This window comes from Nostoc sp. DedQUE05 (assembly GCF_034530955.1).
GTDB lineage: Bacteria > Cyanobacteriota > Cyanobacteriia > Cyanobacteriales > Nostocaceae > Nostoc.
The window spans coordinates 211,151-230,610 of the sequence record NZ_JAVRCB010000002.1; the positions used below are offsets into that span (position 1 = coordinate 211,151).

Annotated in this window: 15 protein-coding genes; all 15 read left to right on the plus strand. The window is 40.0% G+C overall.

Translation table 11 applies throughout. The annotated features are described in order from the left end of the window. The first annotated feature begins 9 nt into the window (after positions 1–9). Complete coding sequence (locus RMZ42_RS03040) at positions 10–1,272, plus strand: nif11-class peptide radical SAM maturase 3 (RefSeq protein ID WP_322670006.1); 1,263 nt, start codon at positions 10–12, stop codon at positions 1,270–1,272. A 6-nt stretch (positions 1,273–1,278) separates the two neighbouring features. Further along, positions 1,279–1,449 carry a hypothetical protein gene (locus tag RMZ42_RS03045; protein ID WP_322670007.1) on the plus strand — a complete coding sequence of 57 codons (171 nt, stop codon included), beginning with the start codon at positions 1,279–1,281 and terminating at the stop codon, positions 1,447–1,449. A gap of 108 nt (positions 1,450–1,557) precedes the next feature. Next, on the plus strand, positions 1,558–2,838 hold the full coding sequence (locus RMZ42_RS03050) for a calcium-binding protein (protein ID WP_322670008.1): 1,281 nt from the start codon (positions 1,558–1,560) through the stop codon (positions 2,836–2,838). Between the two features lie 386 nt (positions 2,839–3,224). After that, entirely contained in the window at positions 3,225–5,225 is a 2,001-nt protein-coding gene (locus RMZ42_RS03055; RefSeq protein ID WP_322670009.1) for a tetratricopeptide repeat protein, read from the plus strand. A 50-nt stretch (positions 5,226–5,275) separates the two neighbouring features. After that, on the plus strand, positions 5,276–7,819 hold the full coding sequence (locus RMZ42_RS03060; protein WP_322670010.1) for a glycosyltransferase: 2,544 nt from the start codon (positions 5,276–5,278) through the stop codon (positions 7,817–7,819). A 3-nt stretch (positions 7,820–7,822) separates the two neighbouring features. Continuing rightward, positions 7,823–8,851 carry an SDR family oxidoreductase gene (locus RMZ42_RS03065; RefSeq protein WP_322670011.1) on the plus strand — a complete coding sequence of 343 codons (1,029 nt, stop codon included), beginning with the start codon at positions 7,823–7,825 and terminating at the stop codon, positions 8,849–8,851. 10 nt (positions 8,852–8,861) lie between these two features. Further along, positions 8,862–10,127, plus strand: coding sequence for a class I SAM-dependent methyltransferase (locus tag RMZ42_RS03070; protein WP_322670012.1), 1,266 nt, complete (start codon positions 8,862–8,864; stop codon positions 10,125–10,127). Between the two features lie 37 nt (positions 10,128–10,164). Then, a complete protein-coding gene (locus RMZ42_RS03075) occupies positions 10,165–10,962 on the plus strand; it encodes a sugar phosphate nucleotidyltransferase (RefSeq protein ID WP_322670013.1) in 798 nt (265 codons plus the stop codon). Continuing rightward, on the plus strand, positions 10,959–11,612 hold the full coding sequence (locus RMZ42_RS03080) for a PIG-L deacetylase family protein (protein ID WP_322670014.1): 654 nt from the start codon (positions 10,959–10,961) through the stop codon (positions 11,610–11,612). The genes RMZ42_RS03075 and RMZ42_RS03080 overlap by 4 nt, the downstream gene beginning before the upstream one ends. 39 nt (positions 11,613–11,651) lie before the next feature. Further along, positions 11,652–12,218 carry a dTDP-4-dehydrorhamnose 3,5-epimerase gene (rfbC, locus tag RMZ42_RS03085; protein ID WP_322670015.1) on the plus strand — a complete coding sequence of 189 codons (567 nt, stop codon included), beginning with the start codon at positions 11,652–11,654 and terminating at the stop codon, positions 12,216–12,218. A gap of 151 nt (positions 12,219–12,369) precedes the next feature. Continuing rightward, positions 12,370–13,254 (plus strand): hypothetical protein, encoded by an 885-nt coding sequence (locus RMZ42_RS03090; protein ID WP_322670016.1) that lies wholly within the window; start codon positions 12,370–12,372, stop codon positions 13,252–13,254. A 35-nt stretch (positions 13,255–13,289) separates the two neighbouring features. Then, entirely contained in the window at positions 13,290–14,207 is a 918-nt protein-coding gene (locus RMZ42_RS03095; RefSeq protein ID WP_322670017.1) for an NAD(P)-dependent oxidoreductase, read from the plus strand. Between the two features lie 131 nt (positions 14,208–14,338). Then, positions 14,339–15,685 (plus strand): DUF4910 domain-containing protein, encoded by a 1,347-nt coding sequence (locus RMZ42_RS03100; RefSeq protein ID WP_322670018.1) that lies wholly within the window; start codon positions 14,339–14,341, stop codon positions 15,683–15,685. A gap of 402 nt (positions 15,686–16,087) precedes the next feature. Beyond that, positions 16,088–16,255 carry a CopG family transcriptional regulator gene (locus RMZ42_RS03105; RefSeq protein WP_322662451.1) on the plus strand — a complete coding sequence of 56 codons (168 nt, stop codon included), beginning with the start codon at positions 16,088–16,090 and terminating at the stop codon, positions 16,253–16,255. A gap of 649 nt (positions 16,256–16,904) precedes the next feature. Next, the gene (locus RMZ42_RS03110) at positions 16,905–19,400 is read left to right on the plus strand and encodes an S-layer family protein (RefSeq protein WP_322670019.1); all 2,496 of its coding nucleotides are present in this window, start codon (positions 16,905–16,907) and stop codon (positions 19,398–19,400) included. Positions 19,401–19,460 lie beyond the last annotated feature (60 nt).

Here is a 19,460-nt window from a genome sequence, read left to right on the forward strand (position 1 = left end):
AGTTAACCTATGACACATCACCGCAAAAGCTACGCAGTTTGGGAAATTACCTTGAAGTGCAATCTAGCTTGTAGTCACTGTGGTTCCCGTGCAGGACATGAGCGCGCCAAAGAACTTTCTCCAAAAGAAGCTTTGGATCTCGTCAAGCAGATGGCAGAAGTTGGAATTAAAGAAGTTACTCTCATTGGTGGTGAAGCATTTCTGCGTCCAGACTGGCTGGAAATTGCCAAAGCTATCAACGAGGCGGGAATGTTATGTGGTATGACTACAGGCGGTTATGGCATTTCCTTAGAAACCGCCCAAAAAATGAAGGAAGCGGGAATTCGTACCGTCTCTGTTTCTATTGATGGCTTGGAAGCAACTCATGACCGTCTGCGGGGAAAGAAAGGCTCTTGGAAATATGCATTTAAGACCATGAGTCATCTGCGAGAAGTAGGTATTTCTTTTGGTTGTAACACCCAAATTAATCGCCTGTCAGCGCCAGAGTTTCCCTGCATCTATGAGTGCATTCGTGATGCAGGTGCGCGTGCTTGGCAAGTTCAGCTAACTGTACCAATGGGAAATGCAGCCGATAACGCAGATATCCTCCTCCAACCCCATGAACTGCTAGATATATACCCCATGCTTGCCCGTGTGGCGCGTCGTGCTTACCAAGAAGGCGTGCAACTTCAGGCGGGAAATAACATTGGTTACTACGGCCCTTATGAACGACTGTTGCGGGGACGGGGAAAGGAGGATGACTTCTCATTTTGGCAAGGTTGCGGTGCAGGACTTTCCACTTTGGGAATTGAAGCTGACGGAGCGATTAAAGGTTGTCCCTCACTGCCGACTACTGCCTATACAGGTGGTAACATTCGAGAACATACCTTGCATGATATTATCGAGGGTGCAGAAGAACTACGCTTCAATTTAGGAGCAGGAACACCTGAAGGTACAAAACACCTGTGGGGTTTCTGTAAAACCTGCGAATATGCTGAACTTTGTCGTGGGGGTTGCAGTTGGACAGCCCATGTTTTCTTTAATAAGAGAGGTAATAATCCTTACTGTCATCATCGCGCTCTTGTTCATGCCAAACAAGGTATGAGAGAGCGTGTAGTTCCCAAAGTAAAGGCACAAGGATTGCCATTTGATAATGGCGAATTTGAGCTAATTGTCGAGTCTAGAGATACTTTATTGCCAGCAAACGACCGCTTACACTTTACTGCTGACAGCATTCAGTGGTCGGAAAGTTGGCAAAAAGAACCCGATCGTTATTACTCTCTCGTGAGATAATAAATTATGGCAGAAAATTCCGAAATTAACACAATTTCAGCGGAAAAAACTGACCTTGAGTCATCACCATCTCAAGAATTAGAGAAGATCCCACTACTTCCACGTTCCGCTTGGAATAGTCAATTAACCTATTTCAAAGTGCTGTTAAAAGCGAAGCAAATCCTGGATAAAAGCTAACAGCTTCATTAGGGATATCAAGAGATTTAGCTCGTAAATTAGGAGAGAATTACTCCCCAAATATTTACGCGCAAATTTGTTAACTCACAAAATCAACACAGTTTTTTTATGGCATCAAGAGTAAGTCTAACACTGACAGTTCCAAAGTTACTTTCTTTTAATGGTAGAACTAATCTCAACAATAGACCCGATCCCAAGCCCGATCCTAGTCCTAATTTTGTTACCGCTGAAGGGGATGCTACTTTTTCTAACTATAGTGAAAGTGCTGCAAGCATTTTAACTACTACTCAGGCAGATACCTTAGTTAAAGGTGGTATAACTGCTGCAATTGCTGAGGCTCAAGCAAGTTTTGATCCAACTTTTTCATCACTTTTCACTAAGGCTGCTGTAGTGGGATTAAGTGGTCAATTTGAAGGTACTTCCAACAGCGAAGCAAAGGTACTTGCTAGTTTTGCGGTTGGTCGTAATGAAAGCTTCTCTTTTGATTTTTCAGCAAATTTAAAATTGGCAGCTAAAGAAATTGAAAATCCTGACGTTGAATATAACAAGGGCCAGTCGACAACAACTTTTTTGGTATTAGATACCACAAATCCTAATCGGGCCAAAGTTTTAGATTATTTTGGCATCCAAGGTAAATTAGTCTCCTCCGACCAAATCGGGGATCTAACATTTGGTCGTAGTCGCAATGTCACAATCGAGAGTCGTGACAAAGATGATGATATTGATGGCGACAATGGTACTGATTTCCTCAATGGTAGTGCTGTTGGGACTTATGAACGGAATTTTAATCGTAATACCAACTTAACTATAGTTAAAATTAATACTACTTCTGTTGAATTGGCAGGAGACACTTTAATCGGCAACCTGGGTAGAGATGTTATCTACGGCACGATTCGGAAGGATAATCTGACGGGAACCAACGGGGCAGACAAACTTTATGCTAGCTTAGGGGATGATAAGCTATCTGGAAAAAGAGGTAATGATAACCTCGACGCCGGCCAAGGTAATGATTCCCTAGATGGTGCCGAAGGCGATGATACACTCTATGGCGGTAAAGGCAATGATACACTGTATGGTGGTAGTGGTAATGATGTCTTAATTGGTGGCGAAGGTAATGACACATTTACTTTCAAACGTAGCGATTCCTTGTTGAAAAAAGATTTTGATGTCATTCAAGATTTTCAGATTGGTGTTGACAAGCTGGTATTAGATGGCTGGGGAAGTCGAGGTAACATCACAGATACCAGCGATGGCGCTCTTCTCACCTTAAATACTTTGTCTCTGGGTAATACTTTGTCTCTAGGTAATACTTTGTCTCTCGGTAATAATCCTCAACAAAGCATACTATTTTCAAACGTGAGTGCAAGTGATATCAGCTCGGTAATATAATTTGCTTAAGGCTAATTGCTCGTTTCATTTCCTAACAGACTCTGATTTACAAGCATCTCAGTCAAAACAATCAGGTAAGTAAAAAAATCTGATTGTACAATAAAATTTCGATACCTTTTCTGGGAGAGGTTTTGCCAACAGCAAACACTATGGTGTACCCACTGAAATTACTTGACTTGGTAATGTTCGATCGCTAGCTTCAGGCTTATTTCTCGTCCATACTGTTGACAAAATCTCTCCCTTATTTTAATTAAATAGCCTTGCTTGATTAACAGGCAAAAATAGGGAAAATATTTTATTAATAGTTATCACTTATGTTCTGAAATTATAGTAATCTATAACAATATAATATCAAATTCAAATATAGTTATAGATACTACAGAGTTATGAATGCTACAAATATTTCAGCATCTAGAGTTAAATCTTTTATTCAAATTGCGATACAAAAGCATCAGTCAGGTGACAAGGATGAAGCTGAATCGCTAAATCAAACAGAAGTAGCTGAAATCCTTGAACTAGCAGTTCAACAGCAACAAGACAATAGTTTATTGGAGGCAGAACTGCTGTATAGTCAAGTTCTGGAAAAACAACCCGATAACCATGAAGCTTTATATGGTTTAGGGATGTTAGCGCAACAGATGGGGCAACTCCAAACTGCTGAACAGTGGCTAAGTGCGGCTTCACAAGTTCAACAAAATTCTGTAAAAACTTGGTTCAGTTTAGGTAATTTGCATTTAGTTCAAGAACAGTTTTCCGAAGCAGAGAAAGCTTATCGGCAAGCCTTAGTTTTATTACCTAATTCATTACCAATTTACAACAATTTGGGCTATACTCTGCAACAACAAGGATTATTTGAAGAAGCAATTAACTATTATCAAAAAGCTCTAGAGTTAAAGCCAGACTTTATCGAAGCAGAGACTAATTTGGGTAATGCGTTACACGCTCAAGGTAAGCTCTCGATCAATCAAAAAATATACTATGCACAATTAAATAATCAATTGGGTGTTGCACGCAAAAAAGCAGGGGATTTTAAAAATGCTGTTACTTGTCACAAGCAAGCGATCGCACTACAACCAAATTTGTTAGAAGCCCATTATAACTTGGCTTTGGCGCTGCAAGAACAAGGAGAATTAGAAGAGGCGATCGCATCCTACCAAAAACTTTTAGAACTTCATCCCAACGATGGAGAAGTATACCTCAATTTAGGCAAAATTTACCAACAACTCAACCAATACCAAAAAGCAGTTTCTGCCTATCAACAAGGATTAAAGCTAATTAATCCTCACTATGCCAAAGCATTAGTATCTAGTGAGGATGCTGAAATTCCTCAACAAGTACCAGTCACGCCCTCAATTCCCCAAAGGGAGGTAATTGTAGGGGAATACAGCTTTCCGACTATTCCAACCGTAGCAAATACAGGTAAGCGTCCTTTCTGGAGTGTGGTGGTAACTGTATACAACCGCATAGATTATCTACTCGAATGCCTTGTTAGTGTATTGACCCAATGGCAAGGAGAAGAGCAGATGGAAATCATCGTCATGGACGATGCCAGTACAACGCCAGTATTTGAACTGGTGAATAGTATCGGACAAGGAATAATCAACTACTATCGCAATCCGCAAAATCTCGGTTTGCCAGGAAATTGGAATGCCGGAGTTGCTCTAACTCGCGGTCATTGGATTCATTTACTGCACGACGATGATTATATTCTCCCAGGTTTTTATTCTCGGCTACAAGAAAGTCTAGAAGGGTGTTCGGATTCTATAGGAGCCGCTTTTACAGGTTATGAAAATATTAACGAGAAAGGGGAAGTAATTTTCAGCCAACAAGTCTATGGAGAGCAGCGAGGAATTGCCCAAAATTGGTTGCAAATTATTGGAGTTAGTAACTCATTGAATATGCCTGCGGTAGTGATTCGTCGAGAAGCACACGAACAATTGGGCGTATATCATCCTGAACTGACCTATACAAGCGATTGGGAAGTTTATAAACGCATTGCCTCTGTTTATGATTGGTGGTATGAACCAGAAATTTTAGCTCGTTACCGCGAACATGCTAACAATGTCACCAGCGAACTGTTACTCTCTGGGAAACAGATGATATCCATCCGCCGTGCAATTGAAATTTCAAAGAGTTATTTTCCCAGTGAATACTCGACACAAATTACCGCCCAATCCCGGAGTCATTATTTTCTTTATTGTCTAGAATCGGCCATAATTCCCCTACAGGCTGGGAATCTCGCTGGAGTTTGGCAAGGGTTAGAAGAGGCTTTAAAAATAGATCGTAGCCCGGAAGCAGTGGCAAAGTTATTCCGGTGGTTAACACAAGAAAAAGCAGCTCCTCTGCGTGAAGAAATTGCCTCAAGATTTATCTCACTTCCTTTGTAAAGACTTGTTTAGGAAAAAGCAAAAATTTTCTAGTTTTGGACTAAAAAACTATGTCAATTAGTCAAGTAGAGCATCCTACTATAAATGCTTCATCTTTTGAGCCACAAAATCGACAAGATGGGATCAGCGGTCTGATGCGAGTTCGTAATGAAGAGGAGTTTTTGGCACCAACAATCGAATCTTGGATTGATTATGTTGATGAATTGGTAATAGTGTTTCATCAGTGTACAGACAAAACTCCTCAAATAATAGAGGCATTTGCACAAAAATACCCTCAGAAAATACGGGCTTTTCATTACTTACCTCACGTCTATTCGTTTAGTACAAAAGAACAAGTTGAATTGGATGTAAACAACATTCATTCTTTCGTTTTTTATTCTAATTTTGGTCTTAGTCAGACGCAGTATAAAATTTGCGTTTATATCGACGGCGATTCCATAGGTATTCCCGATAAATTAAAAATTATTTATAATTATTTGAAGCAAAATCATCTGCAAAATACAGCCTTATTTTTTTCAGGAGTAAATTTATATCAACGTCCAAACGATCCCAACTACTACACAAATTTAAAATGTGTTGCTTCTGGTGATGGAGATGTGGCATATTGGACAGTTTCACCGCAAAATATTTTCGATAAAAATGCCAAAATTCCATTTTGTGAAGCAATTCAATTTGAAGGCATCACAGCTTATTATTTAGGCTTTATTTTCTGGCATACACATTGGTTAAAGAAGAACGCATTTTCGAGAAATGGCGGCAGAGAATTAGATGGTGAGCTTTTAGAAAAACTGAACGATATGGAGAAAAGGAATAGAGATAAGGAATTAATTTTACTATCTCCAAAATTTAAGCAAGAAAATAAAAACTTTCAAAATATTCCTTACCAAAAGTTTCTCTTGTACTTCGATTTTGCTTCTTTGCCTGATGTAATAGCCCTAGAGTCAAAGCTAGTAGCAAGACATAATAATTTGGGTTATACTTTGGAACAACAAGGTAAGTTTGATGAAGCAGTTACTTGTTATGAAAAAGCCTTAGAACTCCAGCCCAACTTTGCCGAAGCAAAAGTTAACTTAGGCAACGCCCTGAACGCGCAAGGTAAACTATCAAAAGCTCAACAAGCAGACTACGCGGATTTGAATCAGAAATTTGCACATTCTTGCACGATCGCAGGGGATTTTAAGAAAGCAATTAATTATTATCGTCAAGCGATCGCTCTTGACCCAAATTCGCCAGAGACATATTATAGCTTAGGCAACATCCTGCAAGAAGAAGGTTTATCGGAAGAAGCGATCGCCTCATATCGCCAAGCCCTGAAACTCAATCCCTTAAACTGGAAAATCTACGTCCGTTTGAGTCAAGTTTACCAAGCTCAAAACAATATAGCAGAGGCGATTTCTGTGTATCGTCAGGCATTAACTTTACTCAATCCTCACTATGCCAAAGCCGTATCTGCTTACTTTGATGCTGCCATCACTCCAGAAATGCTCGTTACTCCCTCCATTCCTCAAGCTGAAGTTACTATTGGCGACTATCAGTTTCCAGCGATTCCACCTGTAATAGAGCCAGAGAAACCTCGACCATTTTGGACTGTAGTGATCCCGGTATATAACCGCACCGATTATCTCCTGGAATGTCTGGCTAGCGTCTTAGTGCAATGGCCTGGGGCAGAGCAGATGGAAATTCTGGTAATGGATAATGCCAGTACAACACCGTTGTTCGATTTAGTAAACAGTATTGGGGGAGGAGTAATCCGCTACTACCGCAATCAAGAAAATATCGGTGGAGCGAGAAATTATAACGCCGGGATTGCCCTGAGTCGCGGTCAGTGGGTGCATGTTCTCCATGATGATGACTGTGTACTTCCAGGTTTTTATGAACGCCTCCAGCAAAGTCTGGCAACTTGTCCAGATACAGTTGGAGTTGGTTGTACGGGTTTTGAATATATTAACGAAAAAGGAGAAACGATCAACACTGGAGAAGTAGTTTCGGTGTATGGAGAACACAGGGGCATCATGACAAATTGGCTGTCTAACATTGGTGTCTGTGGTCTAGTAACCATACCTGCAATAGTCATTCGTCGAACCGCTTACGAACAGTTAGGAGGGCATTACCCGCACTTAACTGAAATTTCTGACTGGGAAATATTTAAACGCTATGCTGCTAATTACGATTGGTGGTACGAACCAGGCATTTTGGCACGTTATCGCGAACATACCCAAAAATTGACATCTGCAAATTGGCTTTCTGGAAAGATGCCAAAAGCTATCCGCCATGCGATTGAAATTTCTGATACCTATTTTCCCATTGAGCAGCGCGCCAAGATTACCAGAGAAGCTCGCAGCCAAAATTTCAACTATTGTCTGACACGAGCAGCAATTCCTCTCCAGGTGGGCAATATCGCCGGAGCTTTGTCTATACTGCAAGAGTCCCTCAAAATAGATCGCTCCCCACAAGCAGTAGCAAAGTTATTCGCTTTGTTGACTCAAGATGAAGCCGCTCCCCTACGCGAAGAAATCATTGCTAAGTTGCTATTAGCACCTATAGACAATATTCCTACTGAATTAAAACCCCTACAAACTGCGATCGCACTATAGGATATGAAAATACTTGTAACTGGAACTGAAGGTTATATCGGCTCATTATTAGCTCCTCTGTTGCTCCAACAAGGTCATGAAGTTATTGGTTTGGATACTGGCTTTTATAAAGTAGGTTGGCTATATAACGGCACCAAGCTAACAGCCAAAACCCTCAACAAAGACATCCGCCATATTACAGCAGACGACCTGCAAGGGGTAGAAGCAGTAGTTCACATGGCAGAACTCTCCAATGACCCTTTAGGTCAGTTAGCCCCTGATATCACTTACGATATCAACCACAAAGGCTCAGTACATATAGCGAAACTGGCGAAAGCAGCAGGAATCCAACGCTTTGTCTATACATCATCATGCAGTGTCTATGGTTTTGCCACTGAAGACTACGTTAGCGAAGAGTCTACCATCAATCCCCAAACAGCTTATGCCAAATGCAAAGCACTTGTCGAACAAGATGTGAAACTCCTTGCTGATGATAGCTTTTCTCCCACCTTTCTCCGAAATGCCACAGCCTATGGCGCTTCTCCGAGAATGCGCTTTGATATTGTCTTAAACAATCTAGCCGGTTGGGCATGGACAATTAAAGAAATCAAGATGAACAGTGACGGTACACCTTGGCGTCCCCTAGTGCATCTGTTGGATATCTGCAAAGCAATTATCTGTACCTTAGAAGCTCCGCGCGATCTAATTCACAACCAAATTTTCAATGTTGGTGATACAAATAGCAACTATCAAGTCAAACAAATTGCTCAAATAGTTGCAGAAGTTTTTACAGATTGTCAATTGAGCTTTGGTAAACACGATCCTGACAACCGCAGCTATCGAGTTTTATTTGATAAAATTAACCAAAAATTACCGGGATTCAAATGTGAATGGGATGCCCAACGCGGTGCCCAACAACTATATAATGTCTTCCAGCAAATTGATATGGATAAAGGAACATTTGAGTCTAGAGGTTTTACTCGCCTGAAACAACTGGAATACCTCATTCGCACCCAGCAAATCGATCGAGATTTCTTCTGGCAGACTGTTTAAAATATAAATTATGAATTTATCAAAATCAACAAATAATCAACTAATAACTGGTAACTGTCTGTTCTGTGGAACAGGGTTGCGCCATACCTTCGTAGATTTAGGGATGTCTCCTCCCTGCGAAAGCTATCGCAGTCTCAAACAACTGAATGAAGTGGAGCCATTTTATCCTCTGCATGTCTATGTTTGTGAGGAATGTTTTTTAGTTCAACTCCAAGAATACATTAGCCCGGAAAATATTTTTAGTGACTACGCTTATTTCTCTTCCTACTCTGATAGCTGGTTGCAACACGCTAAAAAATACGTTGATTTGGTAGTAGAACGTTTACAATTAAACCAGGAGAGTCAAGTAATAGAAATTGCTAGCAATGATGGTTACTTGCTGCAATACTTTGTTGCCAAAAATATCCCAGCGCTGGGAATAGAACCAGCTGCAAATGTTGCTGAAGTAGCAATTAAAAAAGGTATTCCTACAGTTGTCAAATTTTTTGGACAGAAGACAGCCCAAGAACAGGTTGCTCAAGGCAAACAGGCAGATTTATTACTCGGAAATAATGTCCTTGCTCACACACCATATCTCAATGATTTTGTCAAAGGGATGAAAATTATCCTCAAACCGTATGGTGTAATTACTATGGAATTTCCCCACTTGATGCGGTTAATCGAGGAAAATCAGTTTGATACTATTTACCACGAGCATTTCTCTTATTTTTCCTTTCTTACCGTAGAAAAGATTTTTGCAGCTCACGGTTTGACAATTTTTGATGTAGAAGAATTAACTACTCATGGTGGTTCTTTGAGAATTTATGCCCGCCACAATGAAGACTCTTCTAAACCCGTTAGTCATCAAGTATCAGAACTGAAATCTAGAGAAGAAGCGGCTGGTTTTACGCAATTAGAATATTATTTTTCCTTTGGAGAACAGGTTAAAGAAACTAAACGCAAGTTATTAGATTTTTTGATCGAAGTTAAGCGGGAGGGAAAATCGATTGTTGGTTACGGTGCTCCAGGTAAGGGAAATACTCTTTTAAACTATTGTGGTATCCGCACAGATTTTCTTGACTATACAGTAGACCGTAACCCTTACAAACAGGGTCAATTTTTACCAGGAACTCATATTCCGATTTTTCATCCAGACAAAATTACCGAAACAAAGCCTGACTATCTACTAATTTTGCCCTGGAATCTGAAAAATGAAATTATGACACAAATGGCTTATATTCGGGATTGGGGAGGTCAATTTGTTGTACCAATTCCTGAAGTGAATATCTACTCTTGAGTATTTGATATTTTTTTATCAAAAAGAGGTAAGTAACATGAAAGTAGTTTTATTTTGCGGTGGTTTAGGAACTAGAATGAGAGAGTATTCAGAAAGTATTCCTAAGCCAATGGTGAATATTGGTTATAGACCAATATTATGGCACGTAATGAAATACTATGCTCACTATGGGCACAAAGATTTTATTTTATGTCTTGGTTACAAAGCTGACCTAATTAAAAGCTATTTTTTGAATTACAATGAATGGCTTTCTAATAACTTTAGCCTTTCCAATGGCAGCAACATTCAGTTGTTTAATCGGGATATTCAAGACTGGAATATCACATTTGTAGATACAGGGTTAACTGCCAATATTGGACAAAGATTCAAGGCAGTAGAAAAGTATCTAGAAGGAGAAGAAGTATTTTTAGCTAACTATAGTGACGGTTTGACAGACTTGCATCTGCCAACGTATATTAATCATTTTTATGAGCGTGATAAAATTGGTAGTTTTTTGTGTGTTAGACCTAGCCAAAGTTTTCACCTAGTTGATATGGATGAGGATGGTTTGGTAAAGGATATCAATGAGGTCAAGCAACGTGATATTTGGATTAATGGAGGATATTTTATCTTTAAAAAGGAGATTTTTAACTATATTAATCGTGGCGAAGAACTTGTTCTTGAACCTTTTCAAAGACTGATTGCCAAAAAAGAACTTTTTGCGTATCGATACACTGGCTTTTTCGGGGTAATGGATACGTTTAAAGAGAAGCAACAGTTAGATGATATGTATGCTCAAGGCGAAAGACCTTGGGAAGTATGGGGAGATGAACAACTAGAAGTTAGCCATCTATGATCCAACTTACCTTGAACAAGACAGAAGAATCTGAGTACAAAATTCTTTGTCTAGGTTCTCATTGCGATGATATCGAGATTGGTTGTGGAGGCACAATCTTAAAGCTAATAGAAAATTACCAAGATGTTGTTATCTATTGGGTTGTCTTTAGTTCCAACGAGCAAAGAGCGCAGGAAGCAACCATAAGTGCTAATCTATTCTTAAAAGAAATCCCAGTCAAGAAAATTATCATTAAAAATTTTCGAGATGGCTTTCTGCCTTTTGAAGGGATAAAGGTAAAGGAGTGCTTTGAACAGTTAAAGCAGGAATTTTCACCAGATATAGTCTTTACTCATCATCGAGACGATCGCCACCAAGATCACCGCTTAATTTCTGACTTGACTTGGAATACCTTTAGAAATCATTTAATTTTAGAATATGAAATACCCAAATATGACGGTGATTTGGGTATTCCTAATTTCTTTGTTCATTTAAATGAAACACTCTGCCATCGAAAAATTCAATATATTTTGGATGCGTTTGCTACCCAAAATAATAAGCAGTGGTTTACAGAAGAGACTTTTCGTGCAATTCTCAGAATTCGTGGGATTGAATCAAATTCACCGAGTAAATATGCTGAAGCATTTTACTGTCGAAAAATGTTTTTCTAAAAAATTAGAGTTTTAATTTTCTCGCTAATTTGCAAATTTATGATCTTTACTGAAACTAAAATAAAAGAAGCATTTATTGTTGATTTAGAGTTGCACCGAGATAGTCGGGGCTTTTTTGCTCGGAGTTTCTGTATTCAGGAATTTCAAGATCGTGGCTTAAAACCTACTATTGCCCAATGCAATTTATCTTTTAACTATAAAAAAGGAACATTGCGGGGTATGCATTATCAAATGCCTCCTTCTCAGGAAACAAAATTGGTGCGTTGTATCAGGGGAGCTATTTATGATGTAATTATCGATTTGCGTCCAGATTCTCCTAGCTATTTATCTCATATTGGTATAGAGTTAACTGCCGAAAATCGTCTTGCTCTCTATATCCCAGATAGGTGTGCTCACGGTTTTCAAACTCTCAGCGATGAGACGGAGGTGATGTATCAAATGGGTGACTTTTATGCACCAGAATATGCTGGCGGGTATCGCTATGATGACCCAGCTTTTGGTATTGAATGGCCTCTATCTGTGACTGAAATTTCAGATAAAGATCGGGCTTGGAGTTTATTTGAATCGAAAGAAATTGTAACGCCTACGGTAATGTCAGACTTTTAAGAGCAATTTAAAAATATATAGTTGCTGAGTGAATATAGGATTAGGAACGCACAGAGGCGCACAGACATAGAAAATCAAAATTTGAAAAATTAAATTTTGATTTTCATACTTAATACTGTGTTCAAACTTTGTTACAGCAAATGAGGGCGAAGTGAGTACAATTTATTTTGATTCGATTTTTAGTGATGAAATCAGACGCAAGCATCTTTATGATGGACAAGTGTTTGTCTTTTCTCCTTGCGCCAGTGCGATCGCTCTATGTGATTTTGCTCGTGGCATGGTTGAAGAAGCATTTGCCCCTTTAGATCCCAGAGAAGCACAACATAGCCTGCCTGTAGAGAAATACGTTGATATTTTAGCACAACTCAAGCCAGCTTTTATCCATCATCCTGAATCTAAACAACTCATTCAAGGCATCTTGAAAGAAAGTGGATGTGACTTGAGCAAAACTTATTTCGATGTACCTCGCCTGAGAACAGCAACCAGCGATCGCTATCTGACTGCTGGCATTGCTTACGCTTTCCATCCTCATCGTGACACCTGGTACTCTGCTCCTCAGTGCCAGATCAACTGGTGGATTCCCGTCTACGATATTACCCCAGAGAATGCGATGGCATTCCATTCCCGCTACTGGAGTCAACCAGTTAAGAATACCTCAAGGGATTATGACTACGCTCAGTGGACTAAAGAAAGTCGCAAAAATGCGGCACAGCATATTAAAACAGATACGCGCAAGCAACCCCATGCAGAAGAAACTTTAGAAATGGAGCCGCAATTGCGGTTAATTACACAAGTCGGTGGCATGATTCTCTTTTCAGGAGCGCAGATGCACTCCACTATTCCCAACACATCAGGCTATACCCGTTTTAGTATTGACTTTAGAACTGTACATTTTGATGATGTCATAGCTCAAAAGGGTGCGCCAAATATTGATTCAGCTTGTACAGGAACTTCTTTAGGCGACTTCTTACGAGGCACTGACTTCTATCCGATTACTGACACATTGTTGTTGTCTACAACAAACAATCTCTTGTAGAATAACTTTTGTTTTCCCAACTCCAGTCTGTATAAATGGTGAACTCTGTTGAAAAATTGTCTGGACAAACAATACTAATTACAGGTGCTAGCGGATTTATAGGATCTCATTTAGTCCGTCATTTATGCCAGAATGGTGCAGAAGTACATGCTGTTTCTCGCAGTTTTCATACTTCTGATATCAGCTGCTTGCGATGGTGGCACGGTGACATGGAAGACATTAAGTTTGTTCAAAATCTTTTCCACAGCATTAAACCTGACCTAATCTTCCATTTATCCGGTCTTGTGACAGCAGTTCCTAATCTAGAGTTCATATTGCCTACCTTTCACAGTTTACTGACTAGTACTATTAACTTGTTGACGGTAGCTGCCGAAATTGGCTGTAGTCGCATTGTGTTAATAGCTTCTTTAGAGGAACCAGAACAAGATCGTCCTGAAGTAGTTCCTTCTTCTCCTTACGCTATTGCTAAATTTGCTAGTAGTACTTATGGTCGGATGTTCCATCGACTCTATCAGACACCTGTAGTTCTTGTTAGACCCTTTATGACCTATGGGCCAGGGCAAAATGTGTATAAGATCGTTCCTTCTGTTATTCTTTCCTTGTTGCAAGGGCAAGCTCCAAAACTTAGTAGTGGAAAGCGTCAAGTTGATTGGATTTATATCGATGACGTGATTGCAGGACTTCTGGCTGTAACACAAGTTCCTAATGTAGAGGGTTGTACATTTGACTTAGGTTCGGGAGAACTAGTACCCATTCATGCAGTTGTGTCCCAGCTTGTTAATCTGGTTAACCCTCAAATCCAGCCTCTATTTGGTGCTTTACCTGAGCGCCCGATGGAAAGAATAAGAGTAGCTGATACGGCTTATACATACGATAAACTGGGTTGGCAACCTTCAATTCCTCTAAAGAAGGGCTTAGAATTGACTGTAAATTGGTATACAAAACATCATTAACAATTCAAAATTAAAGACAGTTGAAGTTGGAAATTTAAACCCCAACTCAATTGATACTACGTGTAGACGTAAAGATACCCCTTGATTTCAGGATAAAAGATTAGATACACAAGTTCACAAGGATTCTATTTATGGTTGCAAATATTCAGAATATTAATTTAGTCGATCTAAAAAATTCTTTGAACTTAAAGGATATCAGTCTAGAAATTTACCAACTAATTTCTGATTTATATCCCATTTGCCGTAGTATTACAGGTAATGGTTTTAGAGAAACTTTAAAAAGTCTCCAGCAGTATATTCCTTTGTCAGTTCATGAAGTGCCAACAGGAACAGAGGTATTTGATTGGACAGTTCCTAATGAGTGGAATATTAAAGATGCCTATATTAAAAACTCTCAAGGTGAAAAGATTGTAGATTTTACTAATTCAAATTTGCACGTTGTTAACTATAGTATTCCTATACATCAAAAAATATCTCTTCAAGAACTTAAATCGCATTTATTTACACTTGCCGATTATCCTAATTGGATTCCTTACCGAACTTCATATTACAAGGAAAGTTGGGGTTTTTGCCTGACTCACAATCAGTATTTGCAACTAAAAGATGAAGAATATGAAGTATGTATTGATTCTTCTCTGCAACCAGGTTATTTGACTTATGGTGAGTATTATATTCCTGGAGACAGTACTGATGAAGTCTTGATTTCTTGCCATGCCTGTCATCCTTCACTGTGTAATGATAATCTTTCGGGAATTGCGATCGCTACTTTTCTGGCTAGATATTTAAGTCAAACGACATCAAGATATTCCTACAGATTTCTCTGGATTCCCGGAACCATTGGCTCAATTACATGGTTGGCTCTTAATGAAGCTCAAGTCAATAACATTAAACATGGCTTGGTATTAACTTGTTTAGGAGATGCAGGCAACTTTACCTACAAAAAAAGCCGTAGAGGTGACACTGAAATCGATAAAGTTGCTGCTTATGTACTCAAAAACTCAAAACAAGATCACAAAATTATAGATTTCTTCCCCTATGGCTATGATGAGCGACAATATTGCTCGCCAGGATTTAATTTAGCTGTAGGTTGCTTCATGCGATCGCCTCATGGTAGTTTTCCTGAATACCATACCTCAGCAGACGATTTAAATTTCGTTCAACCCCAATATCTAGCCGAGTCATTCTTTCAATGTCATTCAATGTTGCATATCCTCAACAATAACGAAATCTACTACAACAAAAATCCTAAATGTGAGCCACAGTTAGGTAAAAGAGGAATATATCGAGCAGTTGGTGGTAACAAAGATAGCGGACTAAATGAAATGGCAATCCTGTGGGTTTTAAATTTATCTGACGGTCAGCATACTCTATTAGATATTGCAGAAAAGTCGGGAATGCCATTTGATGTAATTAAATCTGCTGCCGATACATTATCAACACATGACTTATTGAAGAAGAATTCAGAAGTCATAATTTAGGAGCAAAGCCGGAGACGCTCCGCCAAGGCGTCAGAATCAATGTTAACAATTAAAACCAACTAAGCACAGCTAACCCTGAGTTCGTAGCGAATAGACTCAAAACTTACTTTGCGCTCCTTTGCGCTATACTCTGTGTCCCTCTGCGTTTAAACGTTCTGTGAGAATACTTATTTTGTATTCATATATTTAATATTATTTTTACATCCTATTTATAATTACTGCCTAGAAAGTAGCTTAACTTTATAATCTAGAATATACTTCATATTTTCGCTATTGCTGGGAAAAATATCCTATTTAACTTCATGATTACTTGAACTAAATGTCATTACTTATACCATTGTAAGAGCAGTTTAGATGATTGATATTAGAGAAGTAGTTTCAAAAACATACCTTATCTAGTACATGAATAAAAAATGGGCTGTTAAACGACTTACAATCAATCTCACATCAGGCGAGGCACAGAAGCTTGAACAATACTGTTCAACGACAGGCAGACCAGCAACTGATGTAATTCGGGAGTTAATTCGCTCTCTTTATCCTAAAGATGAAAAAGCCTCTGAAAGCTCATGAATTAAACTGCAAAAAAGTGAAACAGAATAAGTACATTTTAATTTGTCAGTGAAATATGCTGCTTAACAGTTATCAGCTAACAGTGAATCCCTATAAGTAAAGTTAGGGAATTTAAATAAGAATACTCTCTTACAAAGTTCAGAGCCGAGGAAATCTTCGCTCTGACTTTTGCTTTGGATATCGTGCAATCATTTTGATACACTTGCATAATTAAAAATATCAAATTAATTGAATAAAAGGTAGAATTCAGCATCAAGATGTTCTTACTGGCTTGCTTACTTGTAGCAATAGCAAGTCTGCAAGTGTTTTGTAAACCACCAAATTTAAAGTTTTGTGGCTGTCTTTAAGCAGTAATTTATCCATTTTTTCGCGCAGAATACCCTTCTTGATATCTGGCTTTGCGCTTTTTTCAAGAATATACTCAGCAAAGCAACCACTATGTATTTGCGGCGCGATCGCAATTGAGTTTTGGCAGATTGGGACATTCCCCTGATATCGGTAGACGGTGAAAAGCGATCGCTTCAGGAAAATGGACTGTATTTTTCAGTGAGTTATTCAGCGTTTTGAGGAAAGCGATCGCCTTGTTAAGGGTTCAAAATCATACCATTTTGGGCAACCTAAAATACAAGGTATAAATAAAGGCTTGGCAATGACAACGACCTCCATTCCCTTGGGTCTGTGCAGTAGAATAGTGCCGTTGATGGTAATACCACTTTGGTGCAGCTTTGCCAACGCCCAGGTAACTCCTGATGGCAGCTTGAATACTACTGTCTCCCAAAGCGGTAATAACTTCACCATTACTAATGGTAGTGCCGCCAACAGTAACTTATTTCACAGTTTCCAGCAGTTTTCGGTTCCCACTGGCGGTTCGGCTACTTTTGATTTAACGAACACGCCCAACATTTCTACCATCTTCAGCCGTGTTACTGGCGGTAATATCTCTAGCATTGATGGCTTGATTCAGACGATTAACGGCAACAACCCCGTTAGTCTCTTCTTGATCAACCCTAGTGGAATCATCTTTGGAGCCAATGCCCAACTAAACATTGGGGGTTCGTTTATTGGTACAACTGCCAGCAGTATTAAATTTGCCGATGGTGCTGAGTTTAGCGCAATTAATTCCCAAGCTACCCCGTTGTTGAGTATCAATGTTCCCATTGGGTTGCAACTGGGTAACAATCCCGCACCCATCAACATTCAAGGTACAGGACATACTTTGAGGAATGTCAGTGGACTGGCTCTGCTTCCCCCGATTCAGACTCCCAGTTCTACAAAACTGCGGGTACAGCCAGGAAACACTCTAGCCTTAGTGGGTGGCGACATAAATCTAAATGGGGCAAACCTGATCGCTGAAAGAGGGCGAGTTGAATTGGGTAGTGTAAACGGTACAGCATTGGTAAACCTGATACCAACAGCACAGGGTTATACACTGGGATATGGGGATGTACAAAGCTTTGGCGATATTCAATTGGCACAGCGATCGCTATTAGATATTAGCGGTGTGAATGCAGGTTCCGTTCAAATTCAGGGTAGGCAAATTCAATTCACCGATGGCTCTCTGGTACTGGCGCAAAATTTTGGCAATCTCCCCGGTGGTGATATTCGCCTTCAGGCTACAGAGTCCATTAATCTGATTGCCAAAACAGCTGATGGTACTCGGAGCGGAGTGCGTAGTGATGCTTTGGGTAGCGGAGCTAGTGGGAATATCAGCGTTATTACTCCCAACCTCACTATCAAGTCGGGAGCGGGGTTGAATAGCACAACTTATGGAACAGCTCCGAGTGGCAATATTTACATTGATGCAACCGCCATTGAACTGTCTGGCTTTTCACCCAATAATCCTGCTGACGTCACCACACTCAACACTACTACACTAAGCACTGGAAATGCTGGTGATGTTTTCGTCAATAGTAATAGTCTACTAGTTTCAAGCGGTGCCTCACTATCTTCGGCTACCTTTGGCAGTGGTTCTAGCGGTAAAGTGACGATTCGCAACAACAATACCACGGTGATGGGAGAAAGTCCCTCTGGACTTTACAGCAACATTAGCTCAACTACATTTGCAACTGGAAGTGCCAAAACCTTGACCCTGGATACTGCGAAATTGCAAATTTTGGATGGCGGAGCAGTTGCCACTACCGCATTTTTTGCAGGTAATGGGGGAGATTTGAGCATTAATGCTGCTGAAGCGATCGTCATCAGTGGTCAAGGTCGGGCAACTAATAGTAGCATTAACGCCTCCACCATCCGACCCAATTCATTATTGCGGAAACGATTTGGTCTGCCAGATATATTAACAGCAAATGCCGGCACTGTGAGCATTACCACACCGAACTTAACGCTGACGAATGGCGGGACAGTCAGTGTCACCAGTCAAGGCAGTGGAAATAGTGGCAATATTAACATCAATGCAGTCAGCATCCAATTAAAGAATCAAGGGTTTATTCAAGCACAGACGGAATCCGGTAATGGTGGCAATATTAAATTATCCACCACAAACCTGTTACTTCTGCAAGACAATAGCCAGATAACCTCAACAGCTGGCGGATTGGGGAATGGAGGTAATATAAACATCAATGCACCCATCATCGTCGGCTTAAAAAACAGCGACATTATTGCCAATGCAGTGCAAGGCAGAGGTGGTAATATCCAAATCACTACTCAAGGCATCTTTGGGCTGAACTTTGGCAACCAACTCACTCCTGACAGTGACATCACCGCCAGTTCCCAATTTGGGGTAAGTGGCACGGTTCAAGTTAATACTATTGGTATCGATCCAAATTCTGGTTTAGTCGAACTGCCTGCAAATGTCACCGATCCATCCCAGCAAATTGCTACAGGCTGCGCGGGCAGTGAAGGCAGCCGCTTTGTGGCAACAGGACGAGGTGGTGTGCCGCAAAATCCTAATCAGGTAACGAGTGATGTCTACGATGGGCTACGCCTACGAACTTGGGATGATATACGAGATTTATCTGCTTACCGCAAAACGGGTGAGCTAAATGCCCAGATTCCAGCATCCTCAAAGGTTCTCGTTGAAGCTACAACTTGGCAGCGCAACGCTGACGGTAAAATTGAATTAATTGCTACCCAATCTACTGCAAATATACAGCCGCAGTTAACTTGTGCAGCCGTTCCAAAAAGTTAAATTGCCCAGGAATTCTCTAACCAAGCTCATCAAAAGCATAGTAATATATTATACAAATTA